Genomic DNA, 23,556 nt, shown 5'->3' on the forward strand with positions numbered 1-23,556 from the left:
CAGGTTGGAAATCTAACACGAGATGACGTAAAACCCCATGTCAGACACGCCCTACTTGTCGCGGGGGATTGCACGCCCATCGGTGATTCAGGTCACTTTCCGGCTGGTGAGATTGGCGGCCCTCGCGTTGACGCATTCGCCGGTGGCCAAATCGAAGGCGAAGTTGTGGGCGAGGCAGTGGATCCGGCCGTCGCGGACGACGGCGCCGACCGACAGGTCCTCCCCGGCGTGCGGGCAGTAGCGGGGGATGTCGTAGCGGGCGCCGTCGCAGGAGACGGTGATCCGCTCGGACTCGTCGCGTCCCGTCTCGTACGCCTCGACCGCCTGGAGGGCGGGCGCGTTGGCGTGTTTGAGGAGGCCGACGAGGTAGTCGTTGTAGACGTCGGGGTCGCGGTAGAGGCTGAGCCGGAACGAGATGAGCAGGTCCTCCCAGGCCAGCCGGCCGGCGAGGACGCCGTCGATCCACCGTCCAGCGGTCGTGATCCGGTAGTGCGGGCGCGCGTCCGGGGACGCCGGGGCGACGGTGACCCCGTCCGGGGAGAAGTCGACGTCCCAGACGCCGCCGTTCGGTCCGGTGACCTCGAACTGCACCGTCATCGAGATCTGCCGCAGGAAGTAGTCGCTCAGCCCGCCGAGGTACTCGAAATGCGCGGCGAACCGGTCGAACAGGTCGGGACCGGGCTCGGGGTGCATCGCCATGACCCCGGCGATGTCGGCGGCGCGGTCGGCGGCGTACCGCTTGAGGTAGTCGGCCCGGTCGGCGTCGGCGAAGGAGAACTCCGCCGAGACGGGGTCGCGGGTGATCTCCCCGGTGTCGAGGTCGATGGCGTCGCCGGGCTTGAAGGTGTCCCAGCGCTGGTTCGGCAGGTGCTCGCGCAGCCACTCCGCGGCCATCTCGGGGTCGCAGAACGCGCCGTCCTCCTGGCCGAGCACCCAGTTGAGCCGGTCGACCTCCGCGTCCAGGAAGCAGGGCGGCCCGGCGAACGGGACGGCCAGCTCCGGCGCGGTCTGCCGGACGAGGCGCTGCACCGAGCGGAGCTTCGACACCCGCTTGTCCATGGAGATCTTCGCCATCTCCGCGGCCGGGTACCGGTAGCAGATCGGATGCCAGGACGCCCCGGCCGTCTGCACGGCCATCAGGTCCAGCCGGCCGCCCGCCAGGTGCTTGGCGCGGCGGGCCTGCGCCGCGGTGAGCCTGGCGTCGTTGCCGTGCAGGATCCCGCGGCCGTCGGCGAAGATGAGAAAGGCCGCGTCGTGGCACATCGGCGAGAGTTCCGGAATCGCCGTGATCCAGGAGCCTCGATTGTCGAGCGGGAATTTCTCCCAAGCCGTCAACTCGATTATCTGGCGGCCGCCGGCCGCCGCCGCCATGCGTTCCCGGAAGGCCGGTCCCGGATAGCGCGGAATGAGGATTCTGGTCCGTGCCGGAAGCCGGTCCAGCACCCACGGGTCGAAATGATCTAGGTGCTCGTGCGAGACGGCGAGCCAGTCCGCGTCGAGCAACGGGGCGACATCGAGGTGATCGTTCCTCGGATACTGGTGCCAGGCCCCGAGAAAGGCCCCCGTTGGAGCGAGCCACGCGTCCGCGAGCAGGTGGAACGCGGCCGCGTCCACCTGCACCCCCGCATGTCCGAGAAATGTGACCTTCGGCATGTTGAGAGGGTCTCTCCGACGGCCCGCGGGCGCACCCGCCGGAATGCGCAAAGCGGCTACGCCGTAGGCATGAAAGAAAGGTTAGAAGTGGACGACAGCAGAACTGACAATCCTGACTGCGACGCACCGTCAATCAAAAAGGTTCACCCGTCGAAGTGCGTGTCCACTTCTGGACAGACGGTGGTCTGTTACGGCCATTTCCTGGACAGCGTGCGTATCCCGGAGAGAACGTTTGAGGCGGTGCTGAAATAACATACGGGGGGACCCATGGACAACGGGTGGTCTCGGTCTTCTCCGGTGGACCCTCCGGCGGGCGTGGGCACGCTCGCCGGAACGGATCCCCGAGAGCCAGGACCCGGCGACGAGCTCCCCGCCGCCGGCGATTCGACCAACGGCGCGCCGCCCATCGGCGCGCCTCACGCCGGCGCACCGCACATCGGGGCGCCGCATACCGGCGGGCCGCACATCGGCGGGGCGCATACCGGCGGGCCGCACGTCCTGTGGCGGCGGCGGCTCCGTCATGACATCCGCCACGAACTGGGCACGATCATCATGCTGGCCTCGGCCGTCGTCGTCGCGGAGGACGTCGGCGCCACCAGCAGGGCCCGCATCGAGCAGCTGCTCGGCGAGACCCGCTGGCTCGACCATCTGCTGCGGCAGCTCGACGACGGCGCGGACGACGAGAACGCCGACCGTCCGCCGCCGAGCCCGGAGCGGATCCGGGTGGACGAGCTCACCGCCGAGATCGTCACCGGGATGCGGCTCGCCACGCCGCACGAGGTCTGCTTCACCGGCGGCGAGGCGTGGGCGCACATGGACCCGGTCGCGCTGTGGCGCGCGGTGCGCAACGTCCTCGACAACGCCTGCCGCGTCGCGGACGGCCGCGTCGACGTGCGGGTCGAGTCCGGCCAGGGCTGGGTCGCCGTCCAGGTCGACGACGACGGCCCAGGGTTCGGCGCGGACTGGGGCGCCCGGCACGGCCACGCGTCCGGCGGCGGCGCCCCGCCCGCCGGCCGGTCCGCCGCGCCGCGGTCCCGGGACCGCGGCAAGCCGAAGGCGGCGCGGCGCGGGCTCGCGTCGCTGGGGCTCGGCATCGTCCACGACCTCATCTCCGGGTACGGCGGCAGCCTGGAGATCCGCACCTGCGAGATGGGCGGGGCGCGCGTCCGGATCCTGCTGCCGGCGGCGCCGCCACCGGCCGACGCGCACGCCGACGACTGGCGGCCCCATCCATGAGAATGGTCATCTGCGACGACCACGCGGTCTTCGCCGAGTCCCTGTCGCTGGTGCTGACGGACGCCGGGCACACCGTCGTCGGCGTCGCCTACTCCCCCGCGGGCGTGATGCCGCTGCTGCGGATCAGGCAGCCGGACGTGTGCCTGATCGACCTCCAGTTCCCGACCGGCACGGCGCTCGACTGGATGCCGCGGCTGCGCGCCGCGTCGCCGCGCACGAAGTTCGTCGTCCTCACCGGGTTCCTTGAGCAGCAGGTGCTGGACGCGGGCGTCGCGGTGGGCGTGCGGGGGTTCGCGCACAAGGGCCAGCAGGCCGGCGACATCCTCACCGTGCTGGGACGCGTCGCGGACGGCGAGGTCGTCACCGACCAGGCGGCCAGGCGGGCCGGGACGCGGCCGCGCAGCCAGGCGCAGCACGTCGCGCGGTTCCTCACGCCGCGCGAGCGGGAGGTCCTGACACGGCTCGCGCGCGGCGAGTCGACGCAGGCGCTCGCCAAGGCGATGGGGGTCACGCGCAGCACCGCGCGAAGCCACGTGCAGAGCGTGCTCAGCAAGCTCGGCGTGCACTCGCAGCGGGAAGCGGTGATCGAGGCGGCCAGGCACGGACTCGTCAGCGTGGAGACCGGGGAGTGGCTCGCCGGCTGACCCTCGCCCTCGCCGGCTGGCCCTCTCCGCTCACCGGCTGACCCCCTCCGCTTGCCTGCTGAGCCCCTCCGCAAGGCGGGCGTCTAACAGACGGCCGAATCCGGACCTTTCAGGTTTCGGCCGGGACACGTTAGCGTCCGCCTAGCAGAGGAGGTTCCCATGCCTCAACGGCGAGGCGCGCTGCCCATCACCGACGCCGGGGTGCTCGACTGCGCGGACGCGTACGCGCGCGGCGTCCCGTTCGACCGGCTGGAACGGCTCCGGGGAAAGACCCCGGTCGTCTGGCTGGACGGGCGCCTGGCCGACCGGCCGGGCTCCTGGGCCGTGCTGCGCTACGCCGACGTCCACCACGCCCTCACGCATCCGGAGCTCTTCGCGCCGCCGGGCGACGGGATCCTGCACGGCCCCGTCACCCCGGACGTCCCCGACGCCGACGCGGCCCCCGGAAAGCCCGCCCCCGAGCCCATCGACATGGACCCGCCCGCCCGGGCCATGCTCGCCCGCGTCCCGTACGGCGAGACGGTCGACTTCGTCGGCGACGTCGTCCGCGACCTCCCCGAGACGCTGCGGAACACCCTCGCCGGCGGCCTCTACGCGCTGCTCCGCCACCCCGCGCAGTACGTCCGGCTCCAGCGGTCGCGGTGGGACGAGCGGCTGATCGACGGCGCCGTCGAGGAGATGCTGCGCTGGTGGACGCCCGTCCTCCAGGTCTGGCGCGTCGTGCAGCGCGACACCGTCATCGGCGGCGTGCCGCTGCTCGCCGGCGAACGGGTCACGCTGTGGCTCGTCTCCGCGAACCACGACGGCGACGTGTACCCCGACCCCGAACGGTTCGACACGGACCGGTTCGTCCGGGGCGCCAGGTCCCACCTCTGCTTCGGGTTCGGCTTCCGCGCCTGCCTGGGCGCGCGGCTGACCCGCGTGCAGCTGCGCGCTCTCCTCGACGCGCTGCTGGAACGTCCGGGGCTGCCGCAGCTGGCGGGCGAGCCGGTGATGCTGCGGTCCAGCGCCCGGCACGGCTTCGAGCACCTCCCCGTCCGGTGGCCTCGCTGAACGGCCCGCGCGCGGCGCTGAACGGCCGGCGCACGGGTACGTCCCGGGGAGTAGGGGCGCTGACTCCCCACGGCCGACGTCCGTCCCGACCTCGATGACTTAACGTGCAGACATGAGCACTTCACCGCCGCATGGCCCGGCGAGGCCGCACTGGCCGAGCCCTGCCTCATGGCCGGTGTGGATCGTCCCCCTCCTGCTGGCGGTCGTCCAGCTGGTCGGGTCGATGGGCGCGCAGCACAGCGCCGACGGGCGTGGCGGATCCGGGCCGCCGTGGGCGGACGACCGCGGCGGCGGTTCCGACGTCGGGCACGCCGACCTCGGCCCCCTCGGCTGGGGTCTCGTGGTGGCCGGCCCGGCGCTGCTCCTGCTGCGCCGCCGGAACCCGGTGTTCACGCTCGCCGCGACCGGCGCGGTCACCGCCCTCTACCTGCTGCGCGCCTACCCCTACGGGCCCGCGCCGCTGTCCCTCGCCGTCGCGCTGATGGCCACGGTCGTCGCCGGGCACCGCCTGGCCGCCTGGATCGGGACGGGCGCCGGCCTGGCCGCCTTCTTCGGCCTGTCCGCGCTGATCGGCGTCCCGGAGAAGGAGCGCGGCAGCGGATGGTTCTCGCCGCAGGAGCCGAACCTCGTCGCCGCGACGTTCGTGACCGCCTGGGCGCTGGTCGTGCTCGTCACGTCCGAGCTGGTCCGGATGCGCGCGCAGCGGGCCGCCGAGACGGCCCGCACCCGCGCCGAGGAGGAGCGCCGCCAGGCCAGCGAGGAGCGGCTGCGGATGGCCCGCGAGCTGCACGACGTCCTCGCCCACAACATCTCGATGATCAACGTGCAGGCCGGGGTGGCGCTGCACCTGATGGACGACAACCCCGAGCAGGCCCGGACGGCGCTCGCCGCCATCAAAGAGGCCAGCAAGGACGCCCTCACCGAGATGCGCGGCGTGATCGGCGCGCTGCGGTCGCAGGGCGAGACCGCGCCCCGCGCCCCCACCGCGGGCCTCGACCGGCTGGACGACCTGCTCGCCCGCGCCCGCTCCGCCGGGCTCCGCGTCGACGCCGAGATCACCGGGGACCGCCGTCCGCTGCACGCGGGCACCGACCTCGCCGCGTTCCGGATCGTCCAGGAGTCGCTGACGAACGTGACCCGCCATGCCGGACCCGGCCCGGTGACGGCGCGGCTCAGCATCGCCTACGGTGAACACGAGATCGTGGTGCAGGTCGACGACGACGGCCAGGGGGTCTCCCTCCTGGACGACCATCCGGGCGGCACCGGCAGCGGGATCCGCGGCATGCGGGAGCGGGCCGCGGCGCTCGGCGGCGCGTTCGACGCCGGGCCGCGGCCGGGCGGGGGCTTCCGCGTCCGCGCGACGCTCCCCCTGCAGGAGGAGCCGGGGCCGGACGGGCCGGGGACCGCGAAGGCGGACGACGCGTCCGCCCTGAGAGAGGACTGACCGGACAATGCAGGTCTCTGGTGGCTCGCCCGACGCGCGGGACGCGATGATCAAAGTGCTGCTGGCCGATGACCAGGTGCTGGTCAGGGCCGGTTTCCGGGCGCTGCTCGACGCGCAGCCCGACATCGAGGTCGTCGGCGAGGCGAGCGACGGCGAGGAGGCCGTGGCGCAGGCGAAGCGGCTGCGCCCGAGCATCATCCTGATGGACATCCGCATGCCGGGACTGGACGGTCTCGAAGCCACCCGCAGGATCGCGTCCGACGACCGGCTCGACGGCGTCAAGATCGTGATCCTCACCACATTCGAGCTGGACGAGTACGTGTTCGAGGCGCTGCGCGGCGGCGCGAGCGGGTTCCTCGTCAAGGACACCGAGCCGGTCGAGCTGATCCACGCCGTCCGGGCCGTCGCGGACGGGGACGCGCTGCTGTCACCGTCCGTGACCCGCCGCCTGATCGCCGAGTTCGCCGCCCGGGCCAAGGAACCCGCGCCGTCGCCCCGGCTCAACGCCCTCACCGAACGGGAACGGGAGGTCATGGCGCTGGTCGGCGAGGGGCTGTCGAACGAGGAGATCGCCGCCCGCCTCGTGGTCAGCCCGGCGACCGCGAAAACCCACGTCAGCCGGACGATGGTGAAGCTGAACGCCCGCGACCGCGCGCAGCTCGTCGTGTTCGCCTACGAGTCCGGGCTGGTCAAACCGGGCTGGCTGCCCTAGAAATTCTTACTCTGGGACGATTCACTGTTGTCGTCCCATCGGTCATGACAGGGTGGACGGCGTACGCCGTCGTTGACGTAAGGGAGTCCGGTGCCGAGCGACGCGAGGATACTGGCCGTCGACGACCGCGAGGAGAACCTGACCGCCCTCGCCGCCGTGCTGGACGCGCTGCCCGTGGAGGTCGTGCCCGTCACGTCCGGGCAGGCCGCGCTGAAGGAACTGCTGAACGACGAGTTCGCGCTGATCCTGCTCGACGTCGTCATGCCCGAGATGGACGGGTTCGAGACCGCCGGCCACATCAAGTCCCGGCCCCGCACCCGCGACATCCCGATCATCTTCCTCACCGCGGGCGGCGAGGCGGGCGAGCAGGCGTTCCGCGGCTACGCGGCCGGCGCCGTCGACTACCTCACCAAGCCGTTCGACCCGTGGCTGCTGCGCGCGAAGGTGTCGGTGTTCGTGGAGCTGCACCGCCGCAACCTGCAACTGCGGCGGCAGGCGCGGCTGCTGCGCCAGTCCCTCGCCGAGGGCGACGGGGAGGCGGTGCTGGCGGGCGGCGAGCGGCTGCTGTCGGCGCTCGACGAGCGCGTCAAGCTGATCGAGGAGGACGTCGTCCGGCTCCGGGCGGGCGAGCCCGCCGCCGACCTCGAAGCGCACGTCGCCGACCTCCGCCTCGCCCTGGACGCCCTGTCCGCAGGCGGCTGACCCGGCTCAGCGGACTTTCGATCCCGCCGGCTCAGAAGGCTTCGATCGCGGCGGGCTGCGCGCGGATCACCGGTCTCGGGACCGCCGCCGCCGGGGCCTCCGCGCCCGTCCGCAGCTTGCCGCGCAGGATGAACGCGCCCACCAGCACCGCCGCCACGACGAGGACGACGGCGATCGTGACGACCACCAGCGTCTTGCGGCGCTCCGCCCGGCCCGGGGTTCCGCCGTGCGGGGACGGCGGAGGCGGCTGCTGCCAGTTCGCGTACTGCTGCGGCTGCTCCCACGGCGGAGGCGTCTGCGGTGGAAGGCCCGGCTGCCGTGTCCCCGACAGCGGCCGGCCAGGCGGCTGGGTCGGTGGTTGAGCGGGCGGCTGTTCGGGCGGCGGCGCCCACTCGGTCTCCACGAACGTCCGCGCCTCCGGATCGTGCCCAGGCCGAGGCCGCGAATAATGCGAGCCATTCTGGTCCCGCCCACGCCCCGGCCCCTGGCTCTGACTCAGGCTCTGGCTGGGGTTCGGGCTCTGACTGGGGTTCGGGCTTTGGCTCGGATTCGGACTCTGGCTGAGGTTCTGGCCCTGGCTCGGGTTCGGGCTCTGGCCTTGGTTGGGGTTCGGGGTCGGGGGCTGGAAGCGGCCGGGGTCGCGGCGGGTCGGCGGGTTCAGGTCGTCCGGGTCGAGGACGGTCTCCGTCGCGTCGTCCGTCCTGGTGGGCAGGAAGCGGCCGGACGGCTCGTCCGCCACCGTCTCCTCGACCTGCGGCCCGGGCGGGGGCGGCGGGGGCAGCATCGCCACCCGGGTGAGCAGCGGCTGCGCCTGCACGGCGGTCATCCGGTTCACCGGCTCGCGGGCCAGCAGACCGTCCAGGACGTGCGCGAGCGGGCCCGCGTTGCGCGCCGGCGGTACCGGCTCGGTCAGCGCCGCCTGCAGCGACGCCATCGCGTCCGACCGCTCGTACGGGGAGCGTCCCTCCACGGCCGCGTACAGGGTCGCGCCGAGCGCCCACAGGTCGGAGGCGGGCACCGCGCGCTCGCCCTGCGCCCGCTCCGGCGGGATGTAGGCGGGCGAGCCCATGACCAGGCCCGTCTGCGTGAGGGTCGCGTCGCCCTCCACCTGCGCGATGCCGAAGTCGGTGAGCACGACCCGGCCGGTGTCGGTGATCAGCACATTGCTGGGTTTGACGTCGCGGTGCAGGATGCCCTTCTCGTGCGCGTGCCGGAGCGCCCCGAGCATCTGCAGCCCGATGTCGGCGACCCGGCGGTGGTCCATCGGCCCGCGTTCGAGGAGGTCCTGCAGGGACGGGGCGAGGACGAGCTCCATCACGATCCACGGCCGGTCCGACTCCTCGACCACGTCGTGGACGGTCACGACCCCGGAGTGGTTCAGCCGCGCCGACGCCCGCGCCTCCCGGAACGTCCGCTCGTACAGGACGGCCCGCTCGCCGTCGTCGAGCCCCGGCGGGAGCAGGACCTCCTTGACGGCGACCTCGCGGTCCAGCATGACGTCGAAGGCGCGCCACACGGTGCCCATGCCGCCCCGCCCGACGACCGAGTCGAGCCGGTAGCGGTTACCGAGCAGACGTGCCTGTGCCATGGCTTAGAGGGTCCCCCCGCTGGTCATCCCACCCCGGAGGGACGGAACGTGTCGAGCACATTCTTCACGAGTGCCTCGTTCGCGTTCCACTGGGACGCGGGAACCGCAACCACCACAGCATAGGGCCGGCCATTGAAGATCACACCGCGGTCGCGCGCCCGGGTGACGCCGACCGAGCGGGACCAGGTGAACTCGATGTCGGCGGCGGGGACCCCGGCGACGCTCGTCTGAGTGATCTCCCCGATCCGCTGGAAGTTCTTGAGCCTGCCGTCGGCGATGGCCTCCTGCTCCCAGGTGACCCAGTGCTGGTACGGGTCGCCGGTCCACTGCGTCTGGTCGACCTGGACGTAGGCGCTGCTCACGGGATCGGTCCAGACGACGCTGTTGCCCTGCTGGGAGCGGCGCCAGCCGCGCGGGACGGCGATGCTGAAACCGGGTCCCGCCGACCGGACCAGACCGTCCGGGAGAGGCGTCCGGCCCGGAGTGGACGACGACGCGGACGAGGACGCGGGCGTCGTGGGCGGGCTCGGTGTGTTCTGCCCGGTCACGAGGGTCTGCGACGGCTGCGCGTCGGGCTGCCCGCCGCCGGACGATTCGTCCGGCCACAGCAGGAACCCCGCGACGGCCAGGACCGCCGCCGCGGCCACCGCGCCCGCGATGATCGGCAGGACTGGCGACCGCCTCCGCGGCATCCCGGTCGTGGCGGGCGGCACCGTGTGCCCGGACGTCCACTGGCCGCCGGTCCCCTGCGGGTACTGCGTGGTCATGTCGTCCGGAACCGGAACCGGAACCGGAACCGAGGCCGGAACCGGGGTCGGAACGGGAGGCGAGGGCGGGACGGGCGGCGTGTCCAGCGCCGTCGTCGCGTTCGAGGCGATCTGGGCAGCGGCGAGGTCCACGGCGTGGCCGGACGCGATCGCCGTCAGGGCCTCCTCGGCCCGGTCGCCGCTCATCCGCCGGACGGGGTCGCGTTCCAGCAGCCCGGCGAGGACGGGCGCGAGCGGTCCCGCGTTCCGCGGCGGCGGGACGTCCTGCGTCATCACGGCCGCGAGCACGGCCATCGGGTCGCCGCGATGGTGCGGCGCCCTCCCCTCCGTCGCCGCGTAGAGGGTGGCGCCGAGGGCCCACAGGTCGGACGCGGGGATCGCCGGTTCGCCGTTGACGCGCTCCGGCGACATGTACGCGGGCGACCCGATCAGGAGTCCGGTGCCGGTGAGCGTCGCGTCCCCGGCCAGCTGCGCGATGCCGAAGTCGGTGAGGACGGCGCGGTCGTCGGCCGCGACCAGAACGTTGGCGGGCTTCACGTCCCGGTGCAGGATGCCGATCGCGTGCGCGGCCCGCAGCGCGCCCGCGAGCTGCCGTCCGATCGTCGCGACGCGGCCGGGCGGCAGCGGGCCGTCCTCGTCCACGATCTCCTGGAGGGAACGGGCCCTGACCAGCTCCATGACGATCCACGGGCGGTCGTCCTCGTCCACGACGTCGTGGACGGTCACGACGCCCGGATGGTTCAGCCGCGCGGAGGCGCGGGCCTCGCGCAGCGTCCTGCGGTGCCGGTTCTCCCGCTCGTCGTCGCTCAGCCCGGCGGGCAGGACGACCTCCTTGACCGCGACCTCCCGGTCGAGGGTCTCGTCGCGGGCCCGCCACACCGTGCCCATGCCGCCGCGCCCGACCACGGATTCGAGCCGGTACCGGCCCGCGAGCACGCGACCAGCCATCAGACACCGCCTTCCATCAGACGCGGTTTTCCTCAATCGTCGGCGGGCTTGAAGAAGCGGTAGACCGGCTGGAGGTCGGCGTAGGCCTTGGCCCAGCCCTTGTCGGGGGCGCACAGGAGGATGGCGTAGCCGTGCCCGCTCGCGACGAACCCGCGGTTGAGGATGTGCATGCGGCGGCCGCCGGCGCCGTCGTACGTGAACTCCCAGTCGGCGGAGTCGTCGCCGTCGCCGGTGTCGGGGACGGGCGGCCGGTCGCCGGTCGGCGTGATCTTGATCTTCTTGTAGCCGGGGAAGCGGGAGGGGTCGCGCGCCTGCCGGTTCCAGTCGTCGATGGCGCTGTCGCTGGGGTTGTCGGTCTGGTCGATCTGCAGGTAGACGCTGCGGTCGGGCGAACGGAAGTAGTCGCCGCCCTGCTTGCGCTCGGGGCCGCTCCAGCCGGTCGGGACCGCCACGGAGTATCCGCTGCCGTCCTTGTGCATCCGGAACCCGGCGGGGAGCCCGGTGCCGGGCTTGGCGGAGCTCGCCGGCGCGGACGGGCTCTTGCCCCCGGTCGCCGGCGTGGTGGCGCCCTGCTTGCGGGCGGGCTTCTTGCCGTCCCCGCCCCCGCCGCCGTTCGCCAGCGCGTAGCCCGCGACGATGATGATGACGAGCAGCGCGATCGCCGCGACGATCAGCACGTTGCGGTTGGACGCGAGCGCGGGACGTCCGCCCGGGTGCGTCGTCGGCGGGAAATGCGTCGTCGACGGCCCGTGATCGGGCGGTCCGTGACCCGACACCCCGTGGGTGGACGTCCCGTGGCCCGGCGACCCGTGCTTGAGCGCCCCGTGACCGGGTGACCCGCCGCCGGACGGCACCGCGCCGCCGCTCGGCTCCGTCCGCCGCCCGGAGCGCCAGGACGAGACGCGGTCGGGGTCGGGAGTCGTCTCACCGGGCCCGGCCTTCGTCCCGCCTTCGGCGGAACCGTCGGACTTGCCGGCCTTGCTCGGCTGGGTCGCCGGCCTGGACGGCCCGGACGGCCTGGGCGGCAGGTCGAAGCTGGTCAGCTGGTCAGGACGGGCGTCAGGGGTCTCCGGACGGGGCGGCCCGCCGACCGGGTCGATGCTCGTCCGGCCGCCCGGATCGTCCATCTCGGCGGGGATCGGCTCGTCGGGCGCGTACGTCTCCGGATACGGCTCGGCGTAGGCCTCGCCGTAGGTGTCCGACATCGTCTGCTGAGGGCCGGGGAGCTCGTCCAGGGGGAACTCGACGGCCATCGTCCGCTGGGTGTCGACGGTCTCGCGGCGGACGATCTCGTCCAGCAGCGCGCCGGCCTCGATTGCGTCCATCCGCTCGTCGGGGTTCTTGCGCAGCAGGCCGTCGATGACGGGGATGAGCCGCCCGCCCTTCTCCGGCGGGTCGGGCTCGTCGGAGATCACCGCGACCAGCGCGGCCATCGGCTCGGACCGCTCGAACGGCGACTTGCCGTTCACCATCGCGTACAGGGTGACGCCGAGCGACCACAGGTCGGACGCGGGCCCGGCGACGCGGCCGCGGGCCCGCTCCGGCGCGATGTAGGCGGGCGAGCCCATGACCAGGCCCGTCTGGGTGAGGGTGGCGTCGCCGGACGCGGTCGCGATGCCGAAGTCGGTGAGCACGGCGCGCTCGCCCATCCGTCCCGTGCCGGTGATCAGCACGTTGCTCGGCTTGACGTCGCGGTGCAGGACCCCGGCCTCGTGCGCGGCGTGCAGCGCGGCGAGCATCTGCCGGCCGATCTCGGCGGCGCGGTGGACCTCCAGCTGCCCCTCCTGCTTGATCACCAGGTCGAGGGAGCGGGCCCTGATGAGCTCCATGATGATCCAGGGCCGGTCGTCCTCCTCGACGACGTCGTAGACGGTGACGACGCCGGGATGACCGAGCCGGGCGGCGGTGCGCGCCTCACGGAACGTGCGCTTGTGATGCACGGCGCGTTCCTCATCGGTGAGACCATGCGGGAGGATGACCTCCTTCACCGCGACGTCACGACCGAGGACCTCATCGTGTGCCTGCCAGACCGTCCCCATGCCGCCTCGGCCGACCTGGGTGACCAGGCGGTAGCGGCGGGCGAGCAACCGCTCACCGGTGGGTTCACTTGGCATATCCGCGACCATATCGACTTTTGCTGACAACCTTGGACCGAGCTTGCAAGCCACATCCCCCTACCCGTACGACGCCCGCCTCCACCCTGAGGTTCGCCGCCGGACTGTGACGCGCGCACGCGACTGTGACCGACGTGACCCCCGTGACCGCTGACCGGACCGTGATACCCGACCCCACCAAAACCCCCGGCCAGGCCGACACACCCGACCGGACGGCGACGACTGACGAGGCCGAGAGACCGGTTCGCGCCGAGACACCCGACCGGACCGAGACGACCGACCAGGCCGAGACACCCGACCGGGCGGCGACGACCGACCGCGGCGCGGCGACTGACCGCGGCGCGGCGACCGGCCAGGCCGAGGCGCCCCACCGTGCCAAGACGACCGACCGGTCTGCGACGACCGATCGGGGTGTGACGGCTGAGGGGGCCGGGCGTGCCGGGCGGGGGGCCGTGGTGGAGGGCGCGTCGCAGGGTGGGCGCGGCGTGTGGCGCGACCACGGGCCGCGGAGCGAGCGGGGGCCGCGGGGCGGGCGCGGCCTTGGGGGCGGGTGGGGACGGCTGATCCGGGCCGCGCCGACGATCTTCTTCTGGTACACCCGACTCTCCGGGATCCTGTCGCTGCTCGCGTGGGGCTCCTATGGTCTCATCCTTGAGATGGCCGATATCTGGGCGCTGCGCTGGATCGGCCTTCTCGGCTGGTTCCCGAGCGTCCCCGTCGGCCTCCTCTGGATCCTGCTGTCGATGGGCGTCCGGCGGCGCAAGAAGGCCGCGTGGCGGATCCTGCTGCTGATCTTCTGCCTGCCGACCGCGCTCGGCGTCACCGCCATGCTGACGACCGTCCTCGATACGGACCGGCGCACGCCGCCCGGCCTGGTCGTCACCACGGCCGCGTGCCTCGCGGTGCTCGTCCTGCTGATCGCCGCGCGCGGCCAGTTCACGACGCTGCCCGACCGCGCCGACCGCCGTCTCGCCGGGCTCGTCTTCACCAGCCTGCTGATCGTGACCTGCGGGATCGGCACGTTCCTCGTCACCGTCACCGACCGCGACCACAGCGGCGACCGCTGGACGCATCCGCTCTACGCCGTCTCGCAGACCGTCCTCGGGCCGCGGGTCACGGGCAAGCCGATCGACGTGAGCGTGCCGATGTGGGTGGACGCGATCCTCTGGGTCCTCGGCACCGGGCTGCTGATCGCGACGTTCTGGGCGATGTTCAAACCGGGCCGCCGCGACCCCGTCCTGCGGCCGCGGGAGGAGCTCGCCGCCCGCGCGCTGCTCGCCGAGTACGGCGACCGCGACTCGCTCGGCTACTTCGCGCTGCGCCGCGACAAGGACGTCATGGTCGCGCCGAACGGTAAGGCCGCCATCGCCTACCGGGTCGAAGGGTCGGTCTCCCTGGCCAGCGGCGACCCGCTCGGCGACCCCGAGTCCTGGGACCAGGCGATCGAGGCGTGGCTGGCGGAGTGCCGCGCGCACGCCTGGATCCCGGGCGCCGTCAGCGTCGGCGAGCGCGGCGCGCACGTCTACCGGCGGCACGGGTTCGACGCGCTGGAGCTCGGCGACGAGGCCGTCGTCGACCTCGTCCGCTTCAACCTGGACGGACGCGAGATGCGGCAGGTCAGGCAGGCCGTCCGGCGGGTCGAGCGGGCCGGGTACAGCGTCCGGATCAGGCGGCACTCGCAGATCCCCGGCTGGGAGATGGCGAAGCTGATCCGCAGCGCCGACGCGTGGCGCGGCGACGCCACCGAGCGCGGCTTCTCCATGGCGCTCGGCCGTCTCGGCGACCCCACGGACGGACGCTGCGTCATGGTCGAGGCGTTCGACGCCGACGGCGAGCTGCGGGGGCTGCTCAGCTTCGTCCCGTGGGGGCGCGCGGGCCTGTCGCTGGACCTGATGCGCCGCGACCGGCTCGCCGAGAACGGCCTCAACGAGTACATGGTCGCCAAGCTCGCCGAGCGGGCCGCCGCCGTCGGCGTGCGGCAGCTGTCGCTGAACTTCGCGATGCTGCGGTCGGCGTTCGCGCGCGGCTCGCAGATCGGGGCGGGGCCCGTCGCGCGCCTCTACTACCGGTTCCTGTCGTTCGCGTCGAAGTTCTGGCAGCTCGAATCGCTGTACCTGGCGAACTCCAAATACCTGCCGGACTGGCGTCCCCGCTACATCTGCTACACGCAGAGCCGGCACCTCGTCCGGCTGGGCCTCGCCTACGCCCGCGCCGAGGGCTTCCTGCCGAACCTGAACCGGCCGAAGCTGGACCGCGCGGCGGCGACGGCCCCGTCCACCGACCTCGTCGACCGGATCAGGCGGATCGAGGACGCCGCCGACACGGCCTGCGTGCCGCGGCGGCGGCTGTCCGAGCAGGAACGGGTCAGGCACGCCAAGCTCGACCGGATCCGCGCCGCCGGGATGGACCCGTACCCGCTCGGCTGCGAGCGCACCGACGTCGCCGCCGACATCCGCGCCCGCTTCACCGCGCTGGGCCCCGACGCCCGCACCGGCGTCCTCGCGGCGATCGCGGGACGGGTCGTGCTCGCCCGCGAGCACGGCCGGCTGATCTTCGTCACGCTGCGGGACGAGACCGCCGACCTGCAGGTCATGCTGACCGCCGACGCGCTCGGCGACGACTCGCTGCACCGGTGGAAGACGCTCATCGACCTCGGCGACCAGGTCGCCGTGCGCGGCGAGATCGGCACGTCGCGGCACGGTGAGCTGTCGGTGCTGGCGTCGTCGTGGACGCTCGCCGCCAAGTGCCTGCGGCCGCTACCGAACAAACGGTCGGGGCTGTCGGACCCGGAGGCGCGCGTCCGACAACGGTACGTCGACCTCATCGTCAACGACGACGCCCGCCGCATGCTGCGGATGCGCGGCGACGCCGTGGCCGCCGTCCGCGACGGCCTGCGCGCCCGCGGGTACCTCGAAGTCGAGACGCCGATGCTGCAGCCCGTCCACGGCGGCGCCGCCGCCCGGCCGTTCTCCACCCGCGTCAACGCCTACAACATGCGGCTCTACCTGCGGATCGCGCCGGAGCTGTACCTGAAGCGGCTCCTCGTCGGCGGCGTCGGACGCGTGTTCGAGCTGAACCGCAACTTCCGCAACGAGGGCGTGTCCCCCAAGCACAATCCCGAGTTCACGATGCTGGAGGCGTACGAGCCGTACGGCGACTACGACACGATGGCCGAGCTGACCCGCTCCCTCGTCCTGGACGCCGCCCGCGCCGCGCTCGGCACCACGGTGGTCGTCCGGGACGGGATCGAGCATGACCTCGCAGACCCGTGGCGGGAGATCACCGTCTACGGGTCGCTGTCCGAGAGGGTCGGCGAGGAGATCACACCGGACACGCCGGTCGGCGACATGCAGAAGCTCGCCGAGCGTTTCGGGTTGAACTTCGACCCGCGGTGGGGGCAGGGGAAGGTCGTCCAGGAGCTGTTCGAGGCCCTCGTCGAGGAGGACCTGACGGCGCCGACGTTCGTCCGCGACTACCCGGCGGAGACGTCGCCGCTGACCCGTCCGCACCGCCGCGACCCGCGCCTCGCCGAGAAATGGGACCTCATCGCCTTCGGGCTCGAACTCGGCACCGCGTACTCGGAGCTGATCGACCCCGTCCTGCAGCGGCAGCGGCTCACCGAGCAGTCGCTGCGGGCCGCGGGCGGCGACCCGGAGGCCATGGAGCTGGACGAGGACTTCCTCCGCGCCCTGGAGTACGCGATGCCCCCGGCGGGCGGCATGGGCATGGGCATCGACCGGCTGCTGATCACGCTCACCGGGTGCAGCATCCGCGAGACGATCCCGTTCCCGCTGGTGCGCCCAGGGTTCTAGAGAGTCCTCGGGACGGGACGGTACCCCTGCTCCGCCAGCCATCGACGCGCCACGCCACGCCTGGCGTCTTCACTTTCCGGTCCCTCCGGCGGGCTGCCGGGCGGGATCGCCAGCCATCGCTCCGCGCCGTGCGGCTGGAGCTGCGTCTGCGCTTGCGCTTGCGTCTGTGCCTCGTCATCGGGCAGCTCATCGGCGGCCAGCACGTCGCCGCGCTCCAGGTCGAGGACGTGGAACCCGTCGTCCATCGCCGCGGCGACGGCCCCGAGGTCGACGGGCAGCGGAAGCAGCGCCGCGTGGGGCGTGTGACCGGGCGGCGCGGCCAGTTCGGTGGTCGGCTCAGCACGCGCCTCCGCCGCCAGTTCGGTGGCCAGTTCCATGGCCAGTTCCGTGTCGCCCGGGTGCCCGCGCTCGGCCAGCAGGGCGCGGCAGTCCGCGGCGAGCCGCGCGCCCTCGGCCTGTGCGAGCCGCGCGCCCTCGGCCTGTGCGAGCCGCGCGCCCTCGGCCCGTCCTCGCGCGACGGCCGTCAGGGCCACGTCCCCGGCGTACTGGAGCACCGGCTCCAGCGGCCGGTCGCGCAGCACCTCAAGCCCGGCGGCCCAGTCCCCGCGATGCACGGCGGCCCGCAATCGCGCCAGCGCCTCCTCGTCCCATTCCGTCACATCGACATTTGTACAGACTTCTCCGGACACGGGGAGGCGATTCAGCGGGGGCGCTTGTCCTCCACGTGGACGACGTTGAGTTCGTGCCCGTCCAGATCTCGTTTGGACCGTCCGAAAAGGCCGACGGCCAAATCCTCGGCGCCGTCCTCGACCTCCTCGGGGGCGACATAGGTGAGGACGTCGTCGTGGTGTCCGTACACCGCCCATCCGGGCGCCGCGTCGAGGTCGATCGTGCCGAAGTCGCCGGCGGGGCTCCCCGCGTGGACGGGCCCGTACTCGCGCAGCAGTTCCACCGCCTGCGCCGCCAGATCTTCCGCCGGCGCCATGAGAATCACGCACGTCCCGTGCTCGAACAGGACCCACGACTTCTCGTCGCCCTGAATGACGTCCCGCCACACCTGAACCAGTTCCTGTGCCAACACGCTCGCGATTATGCCCGATGCCTCTGACACCCGCCCATCGATTAACGTCCGGGGCCGGTGACCGCGGAGCCGCGGGGCGTGTTTCAGAAAACCGCTGGGCATTCTTCGCGAGATTCAGTACGGTGGGCGCTGTTCTTACCGCGGGGAAGGTGGAAGTGACAGTGGCAAAGCTCAATCAGATCATCGCCATTGAGAAAGGCGTGAAGAGCCGCGCTCAGCGCGAGCTGGCCGACGTTCTGCGCGTCCTGCAGAAGCCGGCGCTGCTGTCCGGGATCTCGCGGGTCTACCGTCCGAAGGACGAGGAGGGCGAGACGCTTCCGCCGGAGTCCACCAAGGTCCAGGTGCGGTCCGAGGACGCGCTGCGCGACGTCGCCGCGGCGCTGACCAGGCTGTTCGACGTGGTCGCGACCAAGGACTGGGCGAACCGCGAGGCCCGCGCCGACGTGGTCGTCGACGGGCGGACCATCGTCGCGCAGGTGCCGGTCACCTACCTGCTCTTCCTGGAGAAGCAGCTCACGGAGCTGCACGCGCTCATCGACAAGCTGCCCGTCCTGGACGCCGCCGAGTCGTGGAGCTACGACGAGAGCCAGGACGTGTGGCGCGCCGAGCCGGTCGAGACGTCCCGGACGAAGAAGGTGCCGCGCGCGCACGTCCTGTACGAGGCGACGGAGAAGCACCCGGCCCAGGTCGAGACCTTCACCGAGGACATCATCGTCGGAACGTGGACGAGGGTGGCGTTCTCCGGGGCGCTGCCCGCGCGCCGGGTGAACGAGCTGCGCGGCCGCGTCGACCGGCTCCAGGCCGCGGTGAAGTACGCCCGCGAGGAGGCCAACGCGGCGGACGTCGACGACCGGCAGGTCGGCGAGGCCGTTTTCGCGTACCTGTTCGCGTGACATACTGACGAAATCCAAGGCCTTTCTCGGGGGCGGTCGGCCGGGTCGTTTGCTTGTTCGTCCGGCCGGGCCGGACGGCCCCCGGGAAAAGCCCATCGAAGACTCCCCCGCTGGAGCGCGGGGGTCGCGTCCGCGAGGGCGCGAAAGCTGAGGAAGAGGCTCAGTCTGAAAGCGGTGACACTGGTGGTTCGAATCCACCCCCGGGCATTCGCGCCCGGGTGGCCCAAGTCCGGTCGAGGCGGCCGCGTCAATCTCAGGCTCTCGCTCCAGAATCAGCATCCGCCGTTCACTCACCATCGGAGACGGCCGATCTTTCCCGAGGTGACAGTTCGAATCTGTTCCGCGGCTCTCGTGCCGCGGTAGCTCAATGGAAGAGCGCGGCGAAGGAAAACTCATCCGCCGCCTGATCATCGCTGGTGAGCGCATATGACGGCATAAGGGCCCCGGGGGCCGGGTAGCTCCCCGGGGCCCACCGCCGTTCCGCGCCCGTTCGGGGCGCCGTTCCGCGTCCGCTCCGCCGCCGGTCCGCATCCGCTCCGCCGCCGTCCGCATCCGCTCCGCTGCCGTCGTCGTTCGGCGGTGGCTCAGCCTGACCAGGATGTGAAGCGGACGTCGTGGTCGGCATCGGGCGCGGCGAAGTCCAGGAGGCGGGCGGCCTCCTTCTCGACCTCTTCGACGGCGGGCTCGTCCGGGAGGGATGCGAAGAGTTCGATGGTCAGGACGGCGTCGCCGGCCTTTCTGTCGTGTTTGAGCGTCCAGAGGGCGTGGACGCGTCCGTCCACCAGGAGCGTGGGCTTGATCTCCGCACCCACGCAGACGACCTTGCGTTGCTCGTCGGTCATCAGGCGGGTGCGGTCGGCGTAGGCGAGGACGAGATTGTCGAAACCGGGCAGGAAGCGGACGGGCGCCGGTCCGTCGGCGTCGGGAAGCCGCGCATCGGGCAGGTCGAACAGCTCGACGCCGTTCTCGTCCTGGTAGACGCGGAGTTCGGGCCGGAGTTCCGCGAAGGCGGCGTCCATGCGACGCAGCCCCGACCACATCTGGAAGTCCTTCACTGAGGCGGGTCCGAACGCGGCCAGATAGCGGCGGATCAGGCGAGCGGGGCCGACTGAACCGGCAGGGCCCGCTGAGCCGGCCGTGCCGTTTTCGTGCAGGGGCCGGCCGATCCATTCCTCCGCCAGGGCGAACGGGGTGGCGCCGGCGACGTTCCAGGTCCCGCTGGGCGGCGGGTGGACGACCGGCACCAGCGCCTGCGCCGACCACCCGAGCGCCTGCAGATCCCGATCGGGCCATAGTTCGGCGAGGGCGCGCGCAAGTTGGGGACGGGTCAGGACCTGTCCGTCCAGGAGCTTGCGGGCTTCGGCGGCGAGTTCGTCCAGGTCCCAGTCCTTGCTGACGCGGCCGAACGCGGCCTGCCGTCCGCGGAGGAGGCATTCGTGGATGAGCGGACGCAGCCACAGGTAGTCCACGGCGAGGGACATGTGCTGCGTCCCCCGGAGGATCGACCCGCGGACGACGGAACGGTCGTTCATGAGGTCGGTGAGATCCTGCTGCCGGAAGCCGGCGAGCCTCGTCCACAGCCCGTAGTACGGCACGTTGTTCTCCTGCGCCTGCATCGCGACGAGAAGGCCGACCGCGTCCCGAACGGACATGTCAAAGCGTTTCAGGAGAAGCTGCCGGTCCAGGGCTGCCCGGTTCAGCGTCCGTCGGTCCAGTACCCGCGTCATGACCCCGCCTCCTAGAGGAACGAACTGTTCCGCTCCACTCTATCAGAACGGAATGGTCTATTCCATTAATTGGCGCGCAACACAGCGGTGTAGGTAGTTTTGATGTTTATGCCCCCTACTCTGTTGAGGTCAAGGAGGTAGGTGGTCAAGTGAGATACATCGCCTACATTGGGAATCTGACCCGGCTGGCGGTCGAGCTGGTCAACGGCGACGAGCCGAGCGACCTCCGGCGGGAATTCCTCCGCCAGCACCACGTCGCCGAACCCGGCGCCGAGGAACTCGAAAGACTCCTGCCGCCCCTGCGCGAGGCCGTCGCGTCCGTCGCGGACCGCGGCCCCGTCCTCCCGGTCAACCTGCTCCTCGACCGCTACCCGCCGGAGATGTACGTCAGCGAGCACGACGGCGACGGCCCGCACCCGCACTTCGCCCGGGACGGCGAGGCCCCCGTCCCGTGGCTCGGCCGGAACTGCGCCGCCGCTCTCGCCCACGTCCTCTGCGGCGACCCGGACGTGACCGTCGGCCGCTGCCGCGCCGACCGCTGCCCCCGCTTCTTCGTGGACGACTCCCGCAACCGCAGCCGCCGGTTCTGCTCCAACGCCTGCGCCAGCCGAACCACCGTCGCCGCCCACCGCGCCCGCCACGCGTCCCGCAAACCGACCGCCTGACCACCCCCAGACGCGAGGACCGTCCACCGAACGTCCTGGACGCGGCCGGAACGTGAGGGCTCGAGGACGGGCGGTCAAGAACTCCGCAAGAAATGATCTTCAAGGTGGTTGATGACTCCGAGACCGCCGATCCGGGGGGTGCGGGGTGGCTCGGCCGAAGCCATGGGAATTCGACGACGAGCCGCGGGCAGCGCACGCCCCGCCGAGGAGCACGACCGCACCACCGCTGTGATCTTGCGCCCCCGGGCCGGACGGTGCCCGGATGGGGATCTGTGCCGCTCCGCCTCAAACCACCTGATCAGGGCCTGTGGAGGGTAATTGCGTCGACATCGCCCCTCGGCACCCGGCAGAGTTGCCGCCCGTGACGAGCAGTGAGTTGTGGACCCGTACGACCGCCGACCGCTACGACGCCGAGGAGACCGAGATGTCCTCGGCCGCCGTTCTCGGCCCGACACTCGCCTTCCTCGCCGAGCTCGCCGGAGACGGCCGGGCACTGGAGTTCGCCATCGGAACCGGACGAGTCGGCGTCCCGCTACGGGAACGCGGCGTGCCGGTAGCGGGCATCGAACTGTCCGAGCACATGGCGGCGGTCCTGCGGCGCAAGATCGACGAGGACACGCTCCCGGTGGCCATCGGGGACATGGCCACCACCGTCGTTCCCGGCGAGTTCACCCTTGTCTATCTCGTCTACAACACGATCACGAACCTGCTCACGCAGGACGAGCAGATCGAGTGCTTCCGCAACGCCGCACGTCATCTGGGGCCCGGCGGCCGATTCGTCATCGAGCTGGGCGTGCCGCCGCTGCGGTTCCTGCCGCCCGGCCAGGTCGCGGTGCCGTTCGACGTCTCCGAGCAGCATCTCGGCTTCGACACCTTCGACCTGGTGGAGCAGATTCTCGTCTCACACCACTTCACCCTCGACGGCGACGACGGCCGCTACCGCCGCGACAGCTCCCGGCACCGGTACGCCTGGCCGGCCGAGCTCGATCTGATGGCGCGGATCGCCGGGCTTGAGCTGGAACGTCGCGTCGCGGACTGGGACCGGGCGCCGTTCACCCAGGACTCTGCGAAACACATCTCCGTATGGCGCAAGCCAACCTGAGGTCGGCCACCGGGCCCGTCAACGTAAGCAGTGCCTGTCTTGAGACTCCTAACGGGGAGTTCAGGCGTCTCCAGCCGATCAGTGCGCATCCGACGGGGTGAGGCAGACTTCGTGGATGTCGTCGCGGATCTCCCAGCGGATCCGAAGGCGGCGAAACCCGTACAGGTGGGCGAATGCTCGCTCCACGACCCAGCGTTGGGTACCGAGTCCGGAGCCGTGCACGGCGCCCCGGCGGGCGATGACGGGGCGAGCGGCTTCACACCGAGAATCAAGACGAGGCGTCGGTACTCGTGTCGTGGTCGTAGCCACGGTCGCCCAACACCACGTCCGGGCGGCACTGGAGGCGGCTTCGCTTGCCTCGCACCGGTGGTATCACCTCCAGCGAAGGCAGCAGCTGGGTGACATCGTTGCGTTGCTGCCGGTCACGGTGGCGGCGGGTCAGGATGGCGGCGAGCGGGACACCGATGGTGCCGGTCATCAGATGATGCTTGTTGCCCGTCCTGCCTGTCCTGCCCGTCCGGTCAACAGGGCTTCGTCCGGGTGTGCGGCACGAACAGGATGATGCCCTGGAACACCGGCCGGTCCGAATGCAGCTTGATCATTTCGTTAGGGGTTCTAAGGCTGGTCCGAGGCGGACTGCTGGTCTCGGTACACGCCCACCGCGTAGCGGAGGCGGGCGCCCACCAGGAGGGCCTCGTCCTCTGGGCAGCCCAGGAGCCGGGTGACCAGCTCGACGATCTGGTCGTCGGACAGGTCGGGCTCGCGTTCGGCCATGCGTCCGACGATCTCGACCAGCTCGGAGCGCTTGTAGCCGGCGATCGAACGTCCGCGCCGGACCTGGACGGGCCCGGACACCGAGTCCTCGCGCTGGGACGGCTCGGGAACGGGTTCGCTGGGCTTGCCGCGCTCGGCCCGGAATGCCGGGACGTCCGATCGCGGCGCCGGAGGACCGGCCTCGGGGGCCCGTTGCCCGCCTGCTCCTCGCGGTGCAGGGGCCTCCCGTTCCTCCGGCGGGCGCGGACGCCTGCCTGGGGCGTCCAGGCGGCGGGGCGGCAGAGCGGGCCCGGACGTGGCCGGGGGCTCCGGCGGTGCCGCACTGCGCGGTGCGTCCAGGCGGCGGGGTGGGAGGCGAGAACCCCGCGACGGCGGGCCCGCTTCCGGCGCAGCCGAGCCTGGACGTGGAGCCGCTGGGCCCGGGTGCGGGGCCGCTGGGCCCGGGTGCGGGGCCGCTGGGCCCGGGTGCGGGGCCGCTGGGCCCGGGTGCGGGGCCGCTGGGCCCGGGTGCGGGGCCGCTGGGCCCGGGTGCGGGGCCGCTGGGCCCGGGTGCGGGGCCGCTGGGCCCGGGTGCGGGGCCGCTGGGCCCGGGTGCGGGGCCGCTGGGCCCGGGTGCGGGGCCGCTGGGCCCGGGTGCGGGG

At 72.1% G+C, this 23,556-nt stretch carries 20 protein-coding genes; 11 read left to right on the forward strand and 9 right to left on the reverse strand.

Features of this window, described 5'->3' with window-relative positions; translation table 11 throughout:
- Window positions 1-87: 87 nt before the first annotated feature.
- Window positions 88-1,653, reverse strand: a complete 1,566-nt coding sequence (locus ACH34T_RS02825; protein ID WP_395990326.1) for a Rieske 2Fe-2S domain-containing protein — start codon at window positions 1,651-1,653, stop codon at window positions 88-90.
- A 315-nt stretch (window positions 1,654-1,968) separates the two neighbouring features.
- On the opposite strand from ACH34T_RS02825, the gene ACH34T_RS02830 reads away from it, so the two are divergent.
- The 6 genes from ACH34T_RS02830 (at window position 1,969) to ACH34T_RS02855 (ending at window position 7,444) form a co-directional block, all read left to right on the forward strand.
- Window positions 1,969-2,889, forward strand: a complete 921-nt coding sequence (locus ACH34T_RS02830; RefSeq protein ID WP_395990327.1) for a sensor histidine kinase — start codon at window positions 1,969-1,971, stop codon at window positions 2,887-2,889.
- A complete protein-coding gene (locus tag ACH34T_RS02835; RefSeq protein ID WP_395990328.1) occupies window positions 2,886-3,533 on the forward strand; it encodes a LuxR C-terminal-related transcriptional regulator in 648 nt (215 codons plus the stop codon). The genes ACH34T_RS02830 and ACH34T_RS02835 overlap by 4 nt, the downstream gene beginning before the upstream one ends.
- Before the next feature lie 159 nt (window positions 3,534-3,692).
- Window positions 3,693-4,586, forward strand: coding sequence for a cytochrome P450 (locus ACH34T_RS02840; protein WP_395990329.1), 894 nt, complete (start codon window positions 3,693-3,695; stop codon window positions 4,584-4,586).
- A 112-nt stretch (window positions 4,587-4,698) separates the two neighbouring features.
- Window positions 4,699-6,030 carry a sensor histidine kinase gene (locus ACH34T_RS02845; RefSeq protein ID WP_395990330.1) on the forward strand — a complete coding sequence of 444 codons (1,332 nt, stop codon included), beginning with the start codon at window positions 4,699-4,701 and terminating at the stop codon, window positions 6,028-6,030.
- A gap of 46 nt (window positions 6,031-6,076) precedes the next feature.
- Window positions 6,077-6,742, forward strand: coding sequence for a response regulator (locus ACH34T_RS02850; RefSeq protein ID WP_395990355.1), 666 nt, complete (start codon window positions 6,077-6,079; stop codon window positions 6,740-6,742).
- A gap of 90 nt (window positions 6,743-6,832) precedes the next feature.
- Window positions 6,833-7,444, forward strand: coding sequence for a two-component system response regulator (locus ACH34T_RS02855; protein ID WP_395990331.1), 612 nt, complete (start codon window positions 6,833-6,835; stop codon window positions 7,442-7,444).
- 31 nt (window positions 7,445-7,475) lie between these two features.
- On the opposite strand, the gene ACH34T_RS02860 is transcribed toward ACH34T_RS02855, so the two are convergent.
- The 3 genes from ACH34T_RS02860 to ACH34T_RS02870 are packed head-to-tail and all read right to left on the reverse strand — an operon-like array spanning window position 7,476 to window position 12,861.
- A complete protein-coding gene (locus ACH34T_RS02860) occupies window positions 7,476-9,032 on the reverse strand; it encodes a protein kinase (RefSeq protein ID WP_395990332.1) in 1,557 nt (518 codons plus the stop codon).
- A 23-nt stretch (window positions 9,033-9,055) separates the two neighbouring features.
- Complete coding sequence (locus ACH34T_RS02865) at window positions 9,056-10,747, reverse strand: serine/threonine-protein kinase (protein WP_395990333.1); 1,692 nt, start codon at window positions 10,745-10,747, stop codon at window positions 9,056-9,058.
- Between the two features lie 32 nt (window positions 10,748-10,779).
- The gene (locus ACH34T_RS02870; protein WP_395990334.1) at window positions 10,780-12,861 is read right to left on the reverse strand and encodes a serine/threonine-protein kinase; all 2,082 of its coding nucleotides are present in this window, start codon (window positions 12,859-12,861) and stop codon (window positions 10,780-10,782) included.
- A gap of 560 nt (window positions 12,862-13,421) precedes the next feature.
- Between ACH34T_RS02870 and lysX the strand changes: the two genes are divergently transcribed.
- On the forward strand, window positions 13,422-16,673 hold the full coding sequence (lysX, locus tag ACH34T_RS02875) for a bifunctional lysylphosphatidylglycerol synthetase/lysine--tRNA ligase LysX (protein WP_395990356.1): 3,252 nt from the start codon (window positions 13,422-13,424) through the stop codon (window positions 16,671-16,673).
- Here lysX and ACH34T_RS02880 read toward each other — a convergent pair.
- Window positions 16,670-17,332 carry a hypothetical protein gene (locus ACH34T_RS02880; protein ID WP_395990335.1) on the reverse strand — a complete coding sequence of 221 codons (663 nt, stop codon included), beginning with the start codon at window positions 17,330-17,332 and terminating at the stop codon, window positions 16,670-16,672. The genes lysX and ACH34T_RS02880 overlap by 4 nt on opposite strands.
- 41 nt (window positions 17,333-17,373) lie before the next feature.
- Window positions 17,374-17,754 carry a hypothetical protein gene (locus ACH34T_RS02885; protein WP_395990336.1) on the reverse strand — a complete coding sequence of 127 codons (381 nt, stop codon included), beginning with the start codon at window positions 17,752-17,754 and terminating at the stop codon, window positions 17,374-17,376.
- Between the two features lie 161 nt (window positions 17,755-17,915).
- On the opposite strand from ACH34T_RS02885, the gene ACH34T_RS02890 reads away from it, so the two are divergent.
- Complete coding sequence (locus ACH34T_RS02890; RefSeq protein ID WP_395990337.1) at window positions 17,916-18,647, forward strand: hypothetical protein; 732 nt, start codon at window positions 17,916-17,918, stop codon at window positions 18,645-18,647.
- 584 nt (window positions 18,648-19,231) lie between these two features.
- Here ACH34T_RS02890 and ACH34T_RS02895 read toward each other — a convergent pair.
- Entirely contained in the window at window positions 19,232-20,374 is a 1,143-nt protein-coding gene (locus ACH34T_RS02895) for a winged helix DNA-binding domain-containing protein (protein WP_395990338.1), read from the reverse strand.
- 149 nt (window positions 20,375-20,523) lie between these two features.
- On the opposite strand from ACH34T_RS02895, the gene ACH34T_RS02900 reads away from it, so the two are divergent.
- A complete protein-coding gene (locus ACH34T_RS02900; protein WP_395990339.1) occupies window positions 20,524-21,039 on the forward strand; it encodes a CGNR zinc finger domain-containing protein in 516 nt (171 codons plus the stop codon).
- A 424-nt stretch (window positions 21,040-21,463) separates the two neighbouring features.
- Window positions 21,464-22,141: a class I SAM-dependent DNA methyltransferase gene (locus ACH34T_RS02905; protein ID WP_395990357.1), complete on the forward strand. Its 678-nt coding sequence runs from the start codon at window positions 21,464-21,466 to the stop codon at window positions 22,139-22,141.
- A gap of 268 nt (window positions 22,142-22,409) precedes the next feature.
- Here ACH34T_RS02905 and ACH34T_RS02910 read toward each other — a convergent pair whose 3' ends face one another.
- Entirely contained in the window at window positions 22,410-22,619 is a 210-nt protein-coding gene (locus ACH34T_RS02910) for a hypothetical protein (protein ID WP_395990340.1), read from the reverse strand.
- Between the two features lie 137 nt (window positions 22,620-22,756).
- Window positions 22,757-22,996, reverse strand: coding sequence for a hypothetical protein (locus tag ACH34T_RS02915; RefSeq protein WP_395990341.1), 240 nt, complete (start codon window positions 22,994-22,996; stop codon window positions 22,757-22,759).
- Between the two features lie 342 nt (window positions 22,997-23,338).
- Between ACH34T_RS02915 and ACH34T_RS02920 the strand changes: the two genes are divergently transcribed.
- Window positions 23,339-23,556, forward strand: a 218-nt coding sequence (locus ACH34T_RS02920) for a hypothetical protein (protein ID WP_395990342.1), incomplete at its 3' end; no start/stop codon positions are given.

Source organism: Actinomadura sp. 9N215, assembly GCF_044326345.1.
In the GTDB taxonomy this organism is placed as follows: domain Bacteria; phylum Actinomycetota; class Actinomycetes; order Streptosporangiales; family Streptosporangiaceae; genus Spirillospora.

Excerpts from the sequence above, each read along its gene's own strand:
- ACH34T_RS02845 (WP_395990330.1), top strand. The coding sequence starts at position 4,699 with ATGAGCACTTCACCGCCGCATGGCCCGGCGAGGCCGCACTGGCCGAGC.
- ACH34T_RS02910 (WP_395990340.1), bottom strand. The coding sequence starts at position 22,619 with ATGACCGGCACCATCGGTGTCCCGCTCGCCGCCATCCTGACCCGCCGC.
- ACH34T_RS02865 (WP_395990333.1), bottom strand. The coding sequence starts at position 10,747 with ATGGCTGGTCGCGTGCTCGCGGGCCGGTACCGGCTCGAATCCGTGGTC.
- ACH34T_RS02860 (WP_395990332.1), bottom strand. The coding sequence starts at position 9,032 with ATGGCACAGGCACGTCTGCTCGGTAACCGCTACCGGCTCGACTCGGTC.
- ACH34T_RS02825 (WP_395990326.1), bottom strand. The coding sequence starts at position 1,653 with ATGCCGAAGGTCACATTTCTCGGACATGCGGGGGTGCAGGTGGACGCG.
- ACH34T_RS02870 (WP_395990334.1), bottom strand. The coding sequence starts at position 12,861 with ATGCCAAGTGAACCCACCGGTGAGCGGTTGCTCGCCCGCCGCTACCGC.
- ACH34T_RS02840 (WP_395990329.1), top strand. The coding sequence starts at position 3,693 with ATGCCTCAACGGCGAGGCGCGCTGCCCATCACCGACGCCGGGGTGCTC.
- ACH34T_RS02905 (WP_395990357.1), top strand. The coding sequence starts at position 21,464 with ATGTCCTCGGCCGCCGTTCTCGGCCCGACACTCGCCTTCCTCGCCGAG.
- ACH34T_RS02895 (WP_395990338.1), bottom strand. The coding sequence starts at position 20,374 with ATGACGCGGGTACTGGACCGACGGACGCTGAACCGGGCAGCCCTGGAC.
- ACH34T_RS02850 (WP_395990355.1), top strand. The coding sequence starts at position 6,077 with ATGATCAAAGTGCTGCTGGCCGATGACCAGGTGCTGGTCAGGGCCGGT.
- ACH34T_RS02835 (WP_395990328.1), top strand. The coding sequence starts at position 2,886 with ATGAGAATGGTCATCTGCGACGACCACGCGGTCTTCGCCGAGTCCCTG.